General features: G+C 62.4%; 11 protein-coding genes. 6 read left to right on the top strand and 5 right to left on the bottom strand.

Annotated features, from left to right (window positions below; translation table 11 throughout):
- The first annotated feature begins 78 nt into the window (after positions 1-78).
- Both FVF58_RS05585 and FVF58_RS05580 read left to right on the top strand, forming a co-directional pair.
- Positions 79-1077, top strand: a complete 999-nt coding sequence (locus FVF58_RS05585) for a 2-hydroxyacid dehydrogenase (RefSeq protein ID WP_149668901.1) — start codon at positions 79-81, stop codon at positions 1075-1077.
- Between the two features lie 41 nt (positions 1078-1118).
- The gene (locus tag FVF58_RS05580; RefSeq protein ID WP_149668900.1) at positions 1119-2048 is read left to right on the top strand and encodes a dihydrodipicolinate synthase family protein; all 930 of its coding nucleotides are present in this window, start codon (positions 1119-1121) and stop codon (positions 2046-2048) included.
- 70 nt (positions 2049-2118) lie between these two features.
- Here FVF58_RS05580 and FVF58_RS05575 read toward each other — a convergent pair whose 3' ends face one another.
- From FVF58_RS05575 to FVF58_RS05560, 4 genes are all read right to left on the bottom strand, one after another.
- Positions 2119-3285 (bottom strand): mandelate racemase/muconate lactonizing enzyme family protein, encoded by a 1167-nt coding sequence (locus tag FVF58_RS05575; RefSeq protein ID WP_149668899.1) that lies wholly within the window; start codon positions 3283-3285, stop codon positions 2119-2121.
- Between the two features lie 123 nt (positions 3286-3408).
- On the bottom strand, positions 3409-4701 hold the full coding sequence (locus FVF58_RS05570; RefSeq protein WP_149668898.1) for an MFS transporter: 1293 nt from the start codon (positions 4699-4701) through the stop codon (positions 3409-3411).
- A 73-nt stretch (positions 4702-4774) separates the two neighbouring features.
- Positions 4775-6082 carry an MFS transporter gene (locus tag FVF58_RS05565; protein WP_246216940.1) on the bottom strand — a complete coding sequence of 436 codons (1308 nt, stop codon included), beginning with the start codon at positions 6080-6082 and terminating at the stop codon, positions 4775-4777.
- Between the two features lie 101 nt (positions 6083-6183).
- Positions 6184-7731 (bottom strand): UxaA family hydrolase, encoded by a 1548-nt coding sequence (locus FVF58_RS05560; RefSeq protein ID WP_149668897.1) that lies wholly within the window; start codon positions 7729-7731, stop codon positions 6184-6186.
- A 238-nt stretch (positions 7732-7969) separates the two neighbouring features.
- Between FVF58_RS05560 and FVF58_RS05555 the strand changes: the two genes are divergently transcribed.
- The 4 genes from FVF58_RS05555 (at position 7970) to FVF58_RS05535 (ending at position 12943) form a co-directional block, all read left to right on the top strand.
- Positions 7970-8908, top strand: a complete 939-nt coding sequence (locus FVF58_RS05555) for an SMP-30/gluconolactonase/LRE family protein (protein WP_149669134.1) — start codon at positions 7970-7972, stop codon at positions 8906-8908.
- An 86-nt stretch (positions 8909-8994) separates the two neighbouring features.
- On the top strand, positions 8995-9399 hold the full coding sequence (locus tag FVF58_RS05550) for a heme-binding protein (protein ID WP_149668896.1): 405 nt from the start codon (positions 8995-8997) through the stop codon (positions 9397-9399).
- A gap of 32 nt (positions 9400-9431) precedes the next feature.
- Positions 9432-11600, top strand: coding sequence for a malate synthase G (locus tag FVF58_RS05545; protein ID WP_149668895.1), 2169 nt, complete (start codon positions 9432-9434; stop codon positions 11598-11600).
- 422 nt (positions 11601-12022) lie between these two features.
- A complete protein-coding gene (locus FVF58_RS05535) occupies positions 12023-12943 on the top strand; it encodes a LysR family transcriptional regulator (protein WP_149668894.1) in 921 nt (306 codons plus the stop codon).
- A gap of 7 nt (positions 12944-12950) precedes the next feature.
- Here the strand turns inward: FVF58_RS05535 and FVF58_RS05530 are convergent, their stop codons facing one another.
- On the bottom strand, positions 12951-15932 hold the full coding sequence (locus tag FVF58_RS05530; protein WP_149668893.1) for an ATP-binding protein: 2982 nt from the start codon (positions 15930-15932) through the stop codon (positions 12951-12953).
- Positions 15933-16179: the final 247 nt, after the last annotated feature.

Raw genomic sequence — 16179 nt, 5'->3', positions numbered from 1 at the left:
GTCTGTCCGCAAGCGATTCTTTTTTGTCGCGTTCGATGCCGCCCATCAACTCTTTAACAGCATTCCGCCGAGGTCTTCATGAAGCATGTCGTGGCCTATCGTTCGTTGCCTCCTGCCGTGCTGGGGCTACTTCGTGAGCACTGTTCCGTCGAACTGGTCGACGTTTCCTCCGGCGACCTCGCGCCGTTCAGGCGCGCCCTGGGCACGGCTCATGGCATGGTCGGCAACAATCTCAAGATCACGCCTGAGATCCTCGACGCCGCGCCCTTGCTCGAGGTTGCATCCACCATTTCGGCCGGCTTCGATGCGTTCGATGTCCCGGAACTCTCGCGCCGCGGCATCGTTTTGACGAATACGCCGGAAGAAGTCACCGAAACCACCGCCGACCTCGTGTTCAGTCTGATCCTCGCGACCGCCCGGCGCATTTCCGAACTCGCTGACTGGACGCGGCGCGGCCAGTGGACGCGCACGGTCGGCGAGGCGCAATTCGGTGTCGACGTGCATCACAAAACGCTGGGAATCGTCGGGCTTGGTCGCATTGGCAGCGCGGTCGCCAAGCGCGCCGCCCTCGGCTTCGGCATGGACGTGATCTATTCCAACCGCTCCCGCAACCCCGAAGCAGAGGAGCGCTACGGCGCGCAATGGCGGCCGCTTCCCGAACTGCTCGCGACCGCGGACTTCGTCTGCGTGCTGGTGCCGCTATCGCCCGCCACCGAGCGCCTGATCGGCAGCGCCGAGCTCGGGACCATGAAGAAGTCGGCCATTCTCATCAACTGTGCTCGCGGACAGGTCGTCGACGAAGCCGCCCTCATTGCGCATCTGCGTGAAGGCCGCATTCTCGGCGCCGGTCTCGATGTGTTCGAACGCGAACCGCTGTCGCCGGACTCGCCGCTGCTCCAGTTGCCGAACGTGGTAGCGGTGCCGCATATCGGTTCCGCTACACAACAGACGCGCGAGAACATGGCCATGCGCGCGGTACGCAATCTCATCGATGCACTCGACGGCCAGCTCTCGTCGACCTGCGTCAATCCTGAAGCGCTCCACGCCCGCTCGTCTGCGCAACAGATCGCCGGCTGAATGGCGCGAAACACTCTCACCTCAAGCAAAAGGAACACGCGATGACCTCAGTCAACCGGCCCCGCGGCGTCTACTCGCCCGTGGTCACGCCGTTCACAAGAGACCTTCTTCCCGATAACGACCGCTATGTCCGTCATTGCCGCTGGCTGATCGAACAGGACGTCGGACTCGCTGTGTTCGGCACCAACTCGGAAGCGAATTCGCTCGCGGTCAGCGAGAAAAAGAAACTGCTCGAAACGCTGGTCGGCGCAGACATTCCGCTCGATCGCCTGATGCCAGGCACCGGCTGCTCGGCACTCACCGACACGGTCGAACTGACACGCCATGCGCTTTCGCTGGGGGTCAACCATGTGCTGATGCTGCCGCCGTTCTACTACAAGGGCGTCACCGACGAAGGCTTGTTCCGCAGCTATGCGCAGATCATCGAGCGCGTGGGTTCCGACGCACTGCGCATTTATCTGTATCACATCCCACCCGTGTCCCAGGTGCCGCTCAGCCTCGCGCTCATCGAGCGGCTGCTGGCTGCTTTCCCGGGCGTGATCGCCGGCGTGAAGGACAGTTCGGGCGACTGGAGCAACACCCAGGCCATGCTCGAGCGCTTCCAGCCGCAGGGCTTCGATGTGTTCGCCGGCAGTGAAACCTTCCTGCTGGCTACCATGCGCGCGGGCGGCGTCGGCTGTATCACGGCAACCGGAAACGTCAATCCGGCGGCTATCGTGCAGTTGTATCGTCACTGGCAAGCGGCCGACGCCGATACACGACAGGCAGCACTGGATGCCACGCGTGCGGTGTTCGCGAAGTTCCCGATGATCCCCGCGCTCAAGGCAGCGATCGGCGTGTATTCGAACGACCCCGACTGGGGCGTCGTACGTCCTCCTCTCGTCGATCTGACGCCGGCGCAGTGCGATGCGCTCGCCACCGCACTCCGCGAAACCGGCTTCTCGATGCCGGGGGTCGAAGTCACCGCCTGATGACGTGCGGAAACACCCGCAGGTTGCATGCGCAACCCGCGGGTGTTTCCAGCTATTCATTGCTTCGGCTTCACGCCCAATCGTCCAGCGCGTATTCGTTCAGCGCGGCTTCATCGAAGTCGAATCCCAGGCCAGGACGAGTCGGCACGGTCAGCTGGCCGTCTGCGAACGACAGTTGCGTATCCACTAGCCGGCGGAAGTTCAGCACCTGATCGTCAGGGAAAAATTCGACATAGCGCGCATTGGGCGTCGATGCCACCAGATGCACGTGCAGATCGTGGAACCAGTGCGGGCACATCGTTACACCCACGGCCGCGGCCGACGCCGCAATCCGTCGCCATTCGCTGATCCCGCCGCAGACCGCCGCGTCCGACTGAAGGATCATGGCAGCGCGCTTGTCGAGCAGCGCCTGATGCCGCCAGCGCCCCGCTTCTATCTCACCGGTCGCCACGGTCACCGGCGTGCGCCGGCTCAGTTGCGCATGGCTTTCGATGTCATCCGGACTGAAGGGCTCTTCGATCCAGTACGGATTGAACGGCTCGTACCGGCGCATGTATTCGAGCGCGGTCGGCACGTCGGACCAGGCGTTGTTGGCATCGAGCATCAGCAGCACGTCGTCGCCGATCGCTTCTCGTGCCGCCCTGATCCGCGCTTCCTCGCTGCGCGGATCGAGCCGCCCGACCTTCATCTTCACGGCGCGAAACCCCAGTGCCACGTAGCCCGCCATCTCCTCGCCGAGATGCTCGGGCGTCTTGCCTTCGAGGTAGTAACCGCCGCTGGCATAGGCCGGCACGGTAGCGCTGCAGGTGCCGCCGAGATAGCGGCTCAACGGCAGGCCGGCTGCGCGTGCATTGCGGTCCCACAAGGCGATGTCGATGATGGACAGCGCCCGCATGACCGAGCCGGCGCGCCCCTGCAGCAATGACTCGTCATACATGGCGGACCACGAGCCTTCGACATCGAGCGCACTGCGTCCGCGCAACAGCGGCGCAAACAATTCGCGCACGGCATACGTGACCAGCATGCCGGCGCGGTTGCCGCTGTAGCAAAAGCCGATGCCGTAGTGGTCATCGGCTGTCCTGACGCGCACGACCGTGTAGTCGCGGGCAGTGACGAGACGGGTCGAGAATGCGGTGTGGCGGTCAAGCGGCACGCGGATGGTGCGCGCCTCCACCGAAACGATCCGCGCACGTGTCTGATAGTCGGCTTGCTCAGGTTCAGCGATGACGTGTTTCATGGCAGTAGATCGACTCCAAAAAATAACGATGCTCGCGGGACCGATCGTGCGGCCGCGCGCACGGTCGCAGGCGGGTGGTTTCGGCCTGCGCCGCCCTGACCGCTTGCGTGGCAGGGCGCCCGCTTACGCGGCGGTGGTGTTCGTCCCGACTGTCCCGCCTGCCGCGCGTCGGCCGATGACCAGCAGCATGGCCAGCACGCCGACCAGATCGACCGCAGCACCGAGCATGAAGCCGCTGCTGTAACCGCCCAGGTACTGGACCGCCAAACCCATCATGGTCGGACCGACGATGCCCGAAATGTTGCTCATCAGGTGAACAAAACCGCTTACGCCCCCAAGATGCCTGCCCGGCACAAGCTCGTGCATGATGGCCCAGCACGCTTGCGACGAAGCCGTCAGGAACAGCACGGCGAACGCGACAAGCAGCACAGCGGGCGTCACGGTATCGACCATGCTGACGCCCACCAGGGCGAGACCCGACAGCGCGAGCGGCACGATCGCCGAGATCTTGCGCGCCTGCAGTTTGTTGCTCGCGCGTTTGAAATACGCGTCGGCGACGAGGCCCCCGCCGAAGTAGCCGATCCCGCCGCACGCCCATGGCACTGCGCTCAGAATGCTCATGTGCTTCATGTCCAGATGCAGCGCGTTGGTGAAATAGCTCGGCATCCACGAGATGAACACGAATAGCGTGTAGTTCACCGCGAACAGGCCGACGCCGAGCGCGAGCGTGCTCGGACGAAACAGGTAACTGCGCAGCGGCGTGTTTTCGTCGCCGCTTTCTGCCGGATGTACCGCGTTGCGGCTCGCTTCGACCATCTCGCGTTCGGCCGCGCCGACCCACGCGTTTTGCGCCGGCTTGTCGGTCGCGAAGATACGCCAGGCGACGATCCACGCCAGCCCGAACGCCGCGATGATCACAAACGACGTGCGCCAGCCGTAGGCAATGGCAATCAGTCCGACCACCGGTCCAGCGATCGCGCTGCCTACCGTCTGGCCCGAAAACGTAAAGCCAACCATGGTCGCGGTTTCATGCCGGGGAAACCAGTTGGTGATGGTCCGGTTGGTCGTCGAATTCATCGGACCTTCGCCGAAGCCGAACAGCGCCCGGAAGATCAGCAGCGTGCCGAATCCAGTCGCGGCCGCAGTCAAGCCGCAGAGAATGGACCACGTCCCCATCGCCCAGGAAAAGACCCTGCGCGGTCCGTACTTGTCGGCGAGTTGCCCGCCGACGAATGCGAAGATGGAATAGCCGAAGAAGAAACTGCTGAACACCACGCCGAGTTGCGACGGTGAAAGACTCAGCTCCTTGTTGAGGACAGGCGCGACAACGCCAAGCGCCGCGCGGTCCATGTAATTGATCGCTCCCGCGATAAACAGCAGCAAGGCGACGACGTAGCGATACTTCCCAGTCTTCATGTTGTCTCTATTCCATTTAATTGAGGATGCCGAATCTTGTTATCTGGCACTTCTTTCGAGTGCCATGAAGGAACTACTTGTTGACGAGCCTGGCCGGAAGCTGCGTCAAGATCAGACATGCGGAGATGATCAGACACCCGGCAATCAGGAACAGGCTCGAATCCAGTGAATGCGTGACCGTCTTTAGCCACCCTACAAGCGCAGGGCTGACGAACCCCGCGAGATTGCCCGTCGAGTTGATCAAGGCAATGCCGGCGGCCGCACCGGTGCCGCCGAGAAAGGACGTGGGCAAGGCCCAGAACATGGGTAAGGCGGTAATCACGCCCGAAGCGGCAAGCGTCAGACCCAGCAACGCAATATACGTATTGTTGCCCGCGTAGGCGCACATCACGAAACCCACCGCCGCCATGCATTGCGGCAACACGACGTGCCAGCGGCGTTCACGCGTGCGGTCCGCGTGGCGGCCGACCACAATCATCAGAATCAACGCGGCAAGATAAGGCACGACGGTGAGCAGGCCGATTGTGAAGGCGTCCGTGATGCCGGAACTCTTGATGATGGTTGGCTGCCAGAAGCCAACGGCATAAGAGCCCATCACGATACCGAAGAGAATCGTGCACAAGGTCCAGACTTTGAGCGACGTAAAAACCTGGCGCACGGAACCGTGGCTTTTGGTGCGTGCTTCCGCATCGATTTCCGATGCGATGAAGTCGCGCTCCTGAACCGACAGCCACTTTGCGTCCTTCACCCGGTCGTCGAGGAACCAGAAAATGACGGCTCCCAGGAACAGCGCGGGGAGGGCTTCCAGAATGAACAGCCACTGCCAGCCGGCAAGCCCCGCGTTGCCCGCCAGGCGCTGCATGATGAAGCCCGATATCGGGCCGCCGACAATGCCCGCCACCGGGTTGCCCGCCATCAGGAAAGCGATCATCTTGCCCCGCCGGTGCGATGGATACCAGTAGGTGAGATACAGCACCAGCCCCGGGAAAAAGCCCGCTTCGGCCACGCCCAGAAAGAAACGCAATATGTAAAACATCGTGGGCGTCGTGACCCACGCGGTCGCGGCCGAGAGCACGGCCCAGGTGAGCATGATCCGGGCGATCCAGCGGCGCGCGCCGAGCCGGTGCAGCAGCAGGTTGCTCGGCACCTCGAAGAAGAAATACCCGATGAAAAATATGCCGGCGCCGAAGCCGTACATCGCCTCGCTGAAGTTCAGATCGCTGAGCATCTGGAGCTTGGCGAAGCCCACGTTGACCCGATCCAGATATGCCACCACGTAGCAGACGAACAGCAAGGGCATGAAGCGCCAGGTCACTCGCGTGTAGAGGGAGTTGCTTGCCGCGCTGTCAGGTATTTGTATTGCCGGGGTCTGGGTACTCAAGGGGCTGTCTCCGCTATTTGATTCGACTGGCTAGAGGGCGGCGGTTTTCTTATGGTTGCAAATTGCCGTTCGCCCTCGCGACACGCTGAGCCTCTGCGGACTCAACTCATGATGCCGATCTGCCACGGCACGAATTCGTGATCACCTAGCCCGAGCATTTCGCTCTTTGTGCGCTCGCCCGACGCGGCGGCAAGAATAGCGTCGAAGATTTTCTGGCCTGTGCTCTGAATCGACGCAATGCCATCCAGGATTCCGCCGCAGTTCAGATCCATGTCTTCGGTCAGACGGCTGTACATCGGCGTGTTGGTGGCGAGCTTCAGCGACGGCACGGGCTTCGCGCCGAACATTGAACCGCGCCCTGTGGTGAAGGCAATGAGATTTGCGCCGCCTGCAATCTGACCCGTCGCGGAGACCGGGTCGAATCCGGGTGTGTCCATGAATACGAGTCCAGGCTGCTTCACCAGCTCGGCGTATCGATACACTTCCATCAGCGGCCCGGTGCCGCCTTTCATCGCCGATCCAATCGACTTTTCAAAGATGTTCGCCAGTCCGCCCACCTGATTGCCGGGGCTGACCTGGCCGTTGATCTGAACGTCCCGGCCGACCGAATATTCGTCTTTCCACCAGCGGACCCGCTCAACCAGCTTTTCGCCGACTTCGCGGCTGACCGCACGCCGCGTAAGCGTATGCTCCACGCCGTAGATTTCGGGTGTTTCGGAGAGGATGGCCGTGCCGCCATGACGGACCAGCAAGTCCATCGCCGCGCCAAGCGAAGGATTGGCGGTGATCGACGAAAAGCCGTCCGAGCCGCCGCATTGCAGACCGATCTTCAGGTGGCTGGCGGGAACCGTTGTGCGCTTCACACGATTGGCCTCGGGTAACAGCGCCTGGACCGCCGCCACGCCGGCCTCGATGGTCCGGCGGGTGCCGCCGTTCTCCTGCATGATGAACGTGTGCAGCCGCGAGTCGGCTTTCAGACCTTCCTGATCCATCAGCCCGGCCAGCTGGTTGCGCTCGCATCCCAACCCGACAATCAGCGCCGCGGCGAGATTGGGATGGCGCGCATAACCCGCCATCGTCCGGCGCAGCAGCGCCATCGGTTCACCGCTCATTTCCATGCCGCACCCGATCGAGTGCGTAAATGCGACGACGCCGTCTACGTTCGGGTAGTCCGCCAGCCGTTCCGGCGTGAACCATTCGGCGATTCTGTGTGCAACGGTGGCCGAACAATTGACTGTCGACAGCACGCCGATGTAGTTGCGCGTAGCAACCTCGCCGTTCTCTCGCACGATGCCCTGGAACGTGGCGCGCCCGGCTTCGGGCACCATCTCGACGGGCCGGTAGTCCGCGCCGAATGCGTAGTCCCGGTCGAACTCGCGGAACTCGACGTTATGGCTATGGACCATCGTGCCTGGCGCGATATCCGTCGCGGCGAAACCGATCACCACGTTGTATTTGCGAACGGGTTCGCCTTTTTGGATGGGCGTCGCCGCGATCTTATAACCTGCGGCCACCTGGCTGCGGCAGACAAAATCTTCGGCCGGAACCGGCGTACCGATTGCGACGTCGATGCGCGCGATTACCACATTGTCAGCGGGATGCAACCGGATCACCGGCCCGGTCACGTTCTTGCTCGTCGTCTCTGTCATCAGGCATTGCCCTTCTAAAAATTTTGCGCCGGGCGGTCAAAAAGGGGGCGAAAACGAGTAATCGCTTTCTTACATAACCGCTACGACCGATGCGCCGCTGCTCGAAACTCAAGAATTTCAGGCATCTTATGGTACTTCTATCATGAGTTCAAGAGAAAGCGCTTACTCATTTACCTTTATACTACCGGTCGTGCCGCCGCACAGGCGGAAATGCAGGGCACCCGAACAGGAGATTGAGATGTGGCAACAAGCTGAGCGATACCCCGACCCCCGGGTGATTTCGCTAGACCCTTCCTTCGATAAATACCGCGTGGCCTTTTCGGCTGTCGAGCGGCTGGCTACCGGCTACCGGTGGACCGAAGGTCCGGTATGGTTCGGCGATGGACGCTACCTGCTCTGGAGCGACATTCCGAACAACCAGATGCTGAAATGGGAGGAGGAAACGGGCGTGGTCAGCGTGTTCCGCAAACCTTCCAACTACGCGAACGGCAACACCCGCGACAGGCAGGGGCGGCTCGTGACGTGCGAGCACGGCCGGCGCGTCACACGCACCGAGTACGACGGCAGCATCACAGTCCTGCTCGATTCGTTTGAAGGCAAGCCGCTTAATTCCCCCAATGATCTGGTCGTGAAGTCGGACGGCTCTATCTGGTTTACCGATCCGCCGATGGGCATTTCCGGGCACTACGAAGGCATCAAGGCGGAGCAGGAACTCCCGCACTCCGTCTATCGGATCGACGGCGTGACGGGCGAAGCGTCCGTGGTCACGCGCGACCTGAAAGGGCCGAACGGCCTGTGCTTTTCACCCGACGAGAAGCTGCTCTACATCATCGAATCGCGCGGGGTGCCCAACCGGATGATTCACGTCTATGAAATGGACGCGGACGGACGCGGCATCGGTAAGGGCCGGATGTTCTACGACGCGGGGGCCGGCACGATCGACGGAATGCGCGCGGACATCGACGGCAATCTGTGGTGCGGTTGGGGCATGGGCAATGACGAACTCGATGGCGTCATGGTCATTTCGCCACAAGGAAAAATGATTGGCCGGATCGCCCTGCCCGAGCGCTGCGCGAATTTGTGCTTTGGCGGACGCGCGCGTAACCGGCTGCTCATGGCGTCGTCGCAGTCCATCTATGCGGTGCACGTCAACACGCAGGGCGCACTGGGCGGATAACCCGGTTCGCCGCGAAACGTATCCCGGCCACCGGCATGCGCCGGTGGCGACACTTCACTTCGAAACACTGACTTGATAACCCTGACATGCAAAGCAAATCCGTATTGACCGTTGTAGAAGCTACGCGAATCCTCGAAGCCGCGCGCGCGGAAGCAGAGAAAAACCAGTGGGCAGTCACCATCGCGGTCGTGGATGACGGAGGCCATCTGCTGGCCCTGCTGCGACTCGACGGCTGTGCGCCGGTAGGCGCTTACATCGCGACCGAAAAGGCCCGTACCTCGGCGCTCGGCCGACGTGAATCGAAGCAGTACGAAGACATGATCAACGGCGGCCGGACCGCGTTCCTGAGCGCACCGCTGGCCGGCACACTGGAAGGCGGCGTGCCCGTCGTGGTCGACGGGCAGGTTGTGGGCGCAGTGGGCGTGTCCGGTGTCAAGCCGGATCAGGATTCGCAAGTGGCCCGAACCGCAGCAAACAGCCTCAACGGCTGATTGATTGATACTTGAAACAGTTGGAGCATAAGATGGGTGAAATGATCGAGCGAAACGGTCTGCGGGTCGCGGCTGTTCTGAGCAAATTTGTGGACGATGAGGCGTTGAGCGGCACCGGCATCGACAGCGAAGCCTTCTGGAAAGGCTTCGCTGCCCTCGTCCACGACCTCGCCCCGAAGAACCGCGCGCTGCTCGCAGAACGCGATCGTCTGCAGATCGAGCTGGACCAGTGGCACCGCGCAAATCCGGGGCCGGTGCGCGATCTGAAGGCATACCGCGCATTTCTCGAACGCATTGGCTATATCGTGCCGGCGAGCGCAGCCGTACAGGCGACGACCCAGAACGTCGACACCGAAATCTCCGGGCAAGCCGGCCCGCAACTCGTCGTGCCGCTGTCGAACCAGCGCTACGCGCTCAACGCCGCGAATGCGCGCTGGGGCAGCCTGTACGACGCGCTCTACGGCACTGACGCTATCCCCGAAACCGACGGCGCGCAGCGCACCGCTTACTTCAACCCCGTGCGCGGTGAACGCGTGATCGCGCGCGCCCGCGCATTCTTCGATGAAGCGGCGCCGCTCGCCGACGGCTCGCACGCCGACGCCATCGCGTACCGCGTGGAAGGCGGCAAGCTCGCCGTCACGCTCAAGAACGGCGCGTCGGCATTGAAGGTTCCCGCGCAGTTCATCGGCTATCAGGGCGACGCTGGCGCCCCTTCCGCGGTTCTGCTCAAGCATCACGGCCTGCACTTCGAGATCCAGATCGACGCAACGGACTCCATCGGCAAGACCGACGCAGCGCGCGTGAAAGACGTGCTGATGGAAGCGGCCGTCTCGACGATTATCGATTGCGAAGACTCGGTTGCCGCCGTCGATGCCGCCGACAAGGTCCAGCTTTATCGCAACTGGACCGGCCTCGCGAAAGGCGATCTGGCCGAGCAGGTCACCAAGAACGGCAAGACCTTTACGCGCCGCCTGAACGCCGATCGCCAATACACCGCGCCCGATGGCTCGACCGTGAAGCTGCATGGCCGCTCGTTGCTGTTCATCCGTAACGTCGGGCATCTGATGACGAACCCGTCGATCGTCGACCGCGACGGCCATGAAATTCCCGAAGGCATTCTGGATGCCGTGATGACATCGCTGGGTGCGATGCACGACCTGCAAAACAGGCTCAATTCGCGGACCGGATCGATATACATCGTCAAGCCGAAGATGCACGGCCCGGCCGAAGTCGCGTTCTCCAATGAACTGTTCGGCCGCGTCGAAGATCTGCTGGGGCTGCCGCGCCATACCATCAAGATGGGCATCATGGACGAGGAGCGGCGCACGAGTGTCAATCTGCAGGCGTGCATTGCGGCGGCATCGGCGCGCGTGGCGTTCATCAATACGGGCTTCCTGGATCGCACCGGCGACGAGATGCACAGCGCCATGGAAGCCGGTCCGATGATGCGCAAGGGTGATATGAAGTCGTCGGCGTGGATCGCGGCCTACGAGCGCAATAACGTGCTGGCCGGCTTGAGCTCGGGATTGCGCGGACGCGCGCAGATCGGCAAGGGCATGTGGGCGATGCCCGACCTGATGCACGCGATGCTCGAACAGAAGATCGCGCATCCGAAAGCGGGCGCTAACACGGCGTGGGTGCCGTCGCCGACTGCCGCGACGCTGCACGCGCTGCACTACCATCAGGTTGACGTTCAGGCCGTGCAGCAGGAGTTGGAACAGACTGCCTACGACAGCGTACGCGATGAACTGCTCGACGGCTTGCTGACCATTCCCGTGGTCGAAAAGGCGCAGTGGTCGGATGAGGAAATCCGCAAGGAAATCGAGAACAACGTGCAAGGGATTCTGGGTTACGTGGTGCGCTGGATCGATCAGGGCGTGGGATGCTCGAAGGTGCCGGATATTCACGACATCGGCCTGATGGAAGACCGCGCGACACTGCGCATTTCGAGCCAGCATATTACAAACTGGCTGCATCACGGGGTGGTGTCGGAAGCGCTGGTGAACGAAACGTTCAAGCGTATGGCGAAGGTGGTGGATGTGCAGAACGCCAACGACCCGCAATACCAGCCAATGAGCGGTCACCTGGATACATCGCTCGCGTTCAAGGCGGCGAAGGCGCTGGTTTTTGAAGGGCGGTCGCAGCCTGGCGGGTATACGGAGCCGTTGCTGCACAAGTTCCGACTTGGTGCGAAGTCGTAGGCGCAGATCGCAGTGAAAAACTGTTGATCGATTGAGCATGCATCGCGGGCGGCCACGGTCGTCCCGCGTACGGCGTCGCTTCCAGGAAGCTGTACGTTCACGCGACAGTTTCGAAACACATCGCCATATCGCCGCCGCCCGAATCGACCGCGCTTGACGGGCCGTCACCGCAGCCACGGCTCGCCGCGCGCCCTCACATGCATCTCATGCAGATGCCACGTCGCACCCGGCTTGCGACGGGTGGCATTGACCCTTATCCTCGCCTGGCAGCCCGGCCTGAACCTGATCAGCCCGGTCATGCCGACGTCGTCTTGCGCTGAATCATCTTGTACGTCATCCTACCCGGGCGTTCCGTAGATCAACGAGGTGCGCATGAAGCGCGTTCTTGAGATCACGTTCCCCATCCAATCCGGCAGTTTGTCATGAACCTATCCTTTGAAGTCCTGCAGGTCCTCGATGCGATCGATCGAACCGGCACCTTTGCCAGCGCGGCGGAAACGCTGCACAAGGTCCCGTCGTCGTTGACCTATCTGGTTCAGAAACTGGAGCTCGATCTGGGCGTGAAGCTGTTCGACCGCACCGGCCGCCGCGCGACACTCACGCGTGCGGGGCGCGTGGTCGTCGAGGAAGGGCGCCGTTTGCTGGAGGCCGCGGAAGACCTCGAACGCAAAGCGAAGCGAATCGAGCACGGCTGGGAATCCGAACTGCACATTGCGATCGACGAGATCATCCCGTTCGAGTTGCTCTGGGAACATGTCGATACGTTTTATCGGTTGAAACTGAACACCCGGCTGCATCTGTCGAAGGAAGTGCTGGGCGGTTCGTGGGACGCGCTGTTGACGCGCCGTGCCGATCTGATCGTCGGAGCCGCAGGAGACCCACCGGCGATTCCCAATCTGGTCGCCAGGCCGATCGGTTCGCTACGGCATGTGTTCGTGGTGGCGCCGCATCATCCTCTCGCTTCGACGCCGGAGCCGCTCACGCTGGACATCGTCGCGCGCCATCGAGCGGTCGCGATTGGCGATACCTCCCGCAAGCTTGCACCACGCACCATTGCACTCGCTGCCAATCAGGAATTCCTGACCGTACCCACGCTCGAAGCCAAGCTCGCCGCCCAGATCAAGGGTCTGGCAGTGGGCACGATTCCGGAATGTCTTGCGATCGAGCCGCTGAGCCGCGGCGAGCTGGTAAAAAAGGAAGTGACCGGCATGCGGGACCTCACGCATTTCTATCTCGCGTGGCGCGACGACGAGACCGGTAGAGCCCTGCGCTGGTGGGTCGAGCAGTTGGACCGGCCGGATTTGATCGACGAGGTCGCGCAACAAAGGATATTGCACGGATAACGGTCGTCTAACCACGTTCCTCTATGTTGCAGGGCGACGGCTCGTCGAACGATTCGTCTACTGCATGGGGGTCGGCACAGACCTTGTCTGACTCGCCGACAGCGGCCGCGACCTGCAGCAGGTGCGTTGCTGCTTTGAAGTCGTCCCAATCGCGGCCCTCCGTCAGCTTCGAGCATGCGGATTTCAGCAGCTGCACAGCTTCCGCGCTTCGGCCTTGCGCGTGCCAAAGGCAGCCGAGGCTCGTTGCGGCGCGCAATTGCAGCGAGCGGCAGCCTTGCACCATCGAGTCCTCGAGCGCCGCGATCAGGCACGCCTGTGCGTCCCTCGCCACGTCATCGGATGGTGGGCCACCCGCCTGGCTCATCAAGAGCAGTTGGCCATGAACGCGCCTAAGTTCGCCGGCGTACCAATAGTCACCGGTGTCGTCGCACTGCGCCAGCGCACGCACGACGGCAGCGATGCCCTCCTCCCACCGTCCAGCGCGGCCGAGCGCGAGACTATATTGCGCGGCCAGCATGGCACGCGGCGCGCCATACTCGATCGAATCGAGTTCGTCCAGCGTCGAGCGGAAAGCAAGCAAGCGTTCCGGCGCGGTCTCGTCCAGCGAGCGCAGGTATTCATCGAAACAGCGGCAGCACGCCTGATACACACTCAGACCGGCACGCACTGACACTTCGTGCAGCAAGGCAATCGCCTTGGCAGCGCTATCGCGCTTTCCCGACAGGAGCGCCAGCGGAACGAGCGCCTCAACCAGCACGTAACACGTGACAATGGCCTGTTCCTGATTGCATGCTTCGACCGCGCAATCCTCCGCGAGTCTGAGCGCCTGGTCGCGAAAACCCTGCAGCCACAGCACGCGTGCGAGCGTCGCGCGAGCAGCGAGGCGCTGATCGACGGAGTGCCCCAGCGGCAGACGATACTGCAGGCCGTCACTCTGCAGCAGTTGTTCAAGCGACGAACAGGCCTGCTGTTGATCACCCGCATAGTGCGAAGCGATACCCAGCAAGCGGCGGGCGAGGATCGTGCCGTTCGCGTCGCCGGCTTCGGCGGCGCGCGACGCAAAGCGCCTCGCGAACGCCAGCGCATTGCGCACCGCACCGCACGACTGACTCGCGTTCCACATACCCCACAACGCACGCGCTTCGAACCGCTGGTCGCCGAGAGCGATCGCCGATGCGAGAACCTCGGCCCAGATGCCGAAGGTCTCACGGTTCGGTCCGTCCATATAGACCCGGGCCGCGCCGAGTGCCGCCAGCAGTTGCATACGCAGGCGCAAGTACCTGTTCGAGCGCGAACCTCCATGGGTCGCGGTCACGGTATCGAGCGCTCGCCGCGCCCAGACGCTGCACTCGTCGACCAGCGATAGCTCATAGAGCAGAAAGACGACCTTCACAGCCAGTGTTTCGCCCAGCGTCTGGTCGCCTTTGGGCGATAGCGCCCATGCCAGCGCCGCGCGCAGATCGTCGAGCAATTCGCGCATCCGTTGATGCCATCTGTCATAGAAAGCACTCACCGCGTTCGAGCCGTCCAACGAATCGCGCTCTAGCAAGCTCAAGAAGTAACGCGCGTGATTGAGCGTGACAAGACGCTGTTCACCGTTGTCCTCGAGCTTCTGCAGCGCGTATGCGCGCGTCGTTTCAAGCAGGCGATAGCGTGCTTTGCCACGCTCCACGCGCGTCACCAGCAGTGATTTTTCGACCAGACCCGATACCGCCGCGATCACGTCGAACTCGCGCAATGTGCCGTCGCCGGCGACGGCGATAGCTGCTTCCATCGTGAAGTCGTTGACGAAGATGCCGAGCCTGCGCAGCGTCGCACGCTCAGCGTCATCGAGCAGTCCATGACTCCAGTCGAGAGTCGCCTTCAGGGTCTGATGCCGCGGCAATGCGCTGCGACTGCCGCCAGTCAGCATGTTGAAGCGGTCGTCGAGATGGTCTGCGAGCATCTCGACGCCAAGTATTGCCGCACGCGCCGCCGCCAGTTCGATCGCCAACGGAATACCGTCGAGCCGGCGGCATACCGTGCCGGTCAGATGGATGCTTCTCTCATCGGACGAAAAGCGCGCGTCGATCGCGCGTGCGCGCGACAGGAACAGCTTCACGGCGCTGCATTGCAGGACATCCTGAGTCTGTGCGTCCTCGGCGGGCACCTCCAGCGAAGCGACCCAATACAGGCATTCGCTCACGACACGCAGTGGCTCGCGGCTGGTCGCCAGAACGCGCACGGCCGGACTCACGCTCTGCAGCGTCTCGGCGAGTTCGGCGGCAGGGCCGAGCACCTGTTCGCAATTGTCGAGAATGAACAGCACGCGCCGCTCACCGAGTTCCTTGCTGACACGCGCAAGCGTGAGCGGGCCGGTGGTCGGGTTCATGCCGATGCTGATCGCGCACATCGCGAGGACGCTGCTTGCGTCGCACGTGGAGGCGAGCGGTACGAGATAGACACCGTCCGGGAAGCGCTCCAGCAAACCACGCGCGACCTCGATGGCCAAGCGGGTCTTGCCGATCCCGCCCGAGCCTACCAGCGTTACGTGGCGGCCCGAAGTCAGCGCGAGCGCAATGTCATGGATCGCCTTGTCCCGCCCGATCAGCGCTGACGAGTTGGCAGGCAGATTGTTGGGGACGGTCCGGCCATGCATGATGTCATCGGCGTCCTTCAGCTCATCGCCGCCGTCCCCCTGGCCGGACGCAGGTGTCGCCGCCGCCCGGCGCACCAGCCGGTAACCTCGTCCCGACACCGTCTGGATCAGTCCGCGATTGTCGCCCAACATCTTGCGCAGTGCGGACATGTGCACCTGAAGATTGTTCTCTTCAACGATCGTGTCCGGCCACACCTGTTCAAGTATTTCGTTCTTCGACACCAGCGCGCCGTTCGCTGCGATCAGTACGGCCAGCATGTCGAACGCACGGCTCCCAAGCCGCACAGGTTGGCCGTCGAGAAAGAGTTCCCGGCTGGCGACGTCCACTTGAAGCGGGCCAATTCGAAACATTGCCTGAGTATCCAAGAAGCTGCGGGTAGAGGAATGCCTGAGGACCGACCGCTCAGCGATACATCCCCGAAGTCTAGAGCAACGCAGAACGCGCATGCGCGGAAAAAACTGAACGTACAGTTCAAAAATTTTGTACTGCGCATGCGACGGCCGGGGACCGCACACTGCGGTTCGCACTACTTTCGAGGGTATCCGGCACGCCCCGTGCGCCTGCTCGCAGGCAGGTCGTTGCCTAGCCAGACAGTGG

The sequence above is a fragment of the Paraburkholderia panacisoli genome (genome assembly GCF_008369935.1).
Lineage (GTDB): Bacteria > Pseudomonadota > Gammaproteobacteria > Burkholderiales > Burkholderiaceae > Paraburkholderia > Paraburkholderia panacisoli.
Note: the sequence above shows the minus strand (reverse complement) of the source record. Positions and strands in the feature narration are given on the sequence as shown.

Excerpts from the sequence above, each read along its gene's own strand:
- FVF58_RS05585 (WP_149668901.1), top strand. The coding sequence starts at position 79 with ATGAAGCATGTCGTGGCCTATCGTTCGTTGCCTCCTGCCGTGCTGGGG.
- FVF58_RS05580 (WP_149668900.1), top strand. The coding sequence starts at position 1,119 with ATGACCTCAGTCAACCGGCCCCGCGGCGTCTACTCGCCCGTGGTCACG.
- FVF58_RS05575 (WP_149668899.1), bottom strand. The coding sequence starts at position 3,285 with ATGAAACACGTCATCGCTGAACCTGAGCAAGCCGACTATCAGACACGT.
- FVF58_RS05570 (WP_149668898.1), bottom strand. The coding sequence starts at position 4,701 with ATGAAGACTGGGAAGTATCGCTACGTCGTCGCCTTGCTGCTGTTTATC.
- FVF58_RS05560 (WP_149668897.1), bottom strand. The coding sequence starts at position 7,731 with ATGACAGAGACGACGAGCAAGAACGTGACCGGGCCGGTGATCCGGTTG.
- FVF58_RS05555 (WP_149669134.1), top strand. The coding sequence starts at position 7,970 with ATGTGGCAACAAGCTGAGCGATACCCCGACCCCCGGGTGATTTCGCTA.
- FVF58_RS05550 (WP_149668896.1), top strand. The coding sequence starts at position 8,995 with ATGCAAAGCAAATCCGTATTGACCGTTGTAGAAGCTACGCGAATCCTC.
- FVF58_RS05545 (WP_149668895.1), top strand. The coding sequence starts at position 9,432 with ATGGGTGAAATGATCGAGCGAAACGGTCTGCGGGTCGCGGCTGTTCTG.
- FVF58_RS05535 (WP_149668894.1), top strand. The coding sequence starts at position 12,023 with ATGAACCTATCCTTTGAAGTCCTGCAGGTCCTCGATGCGATCGATCGA.
- FVF58_RS05530 (WP_149668893.1), bottom strand. The coding sequence starts at position 15,932 with ATGTTTCGAATTGGCCCGCTTCAAGTGGACGTCGCCAGCCGGGAACTC.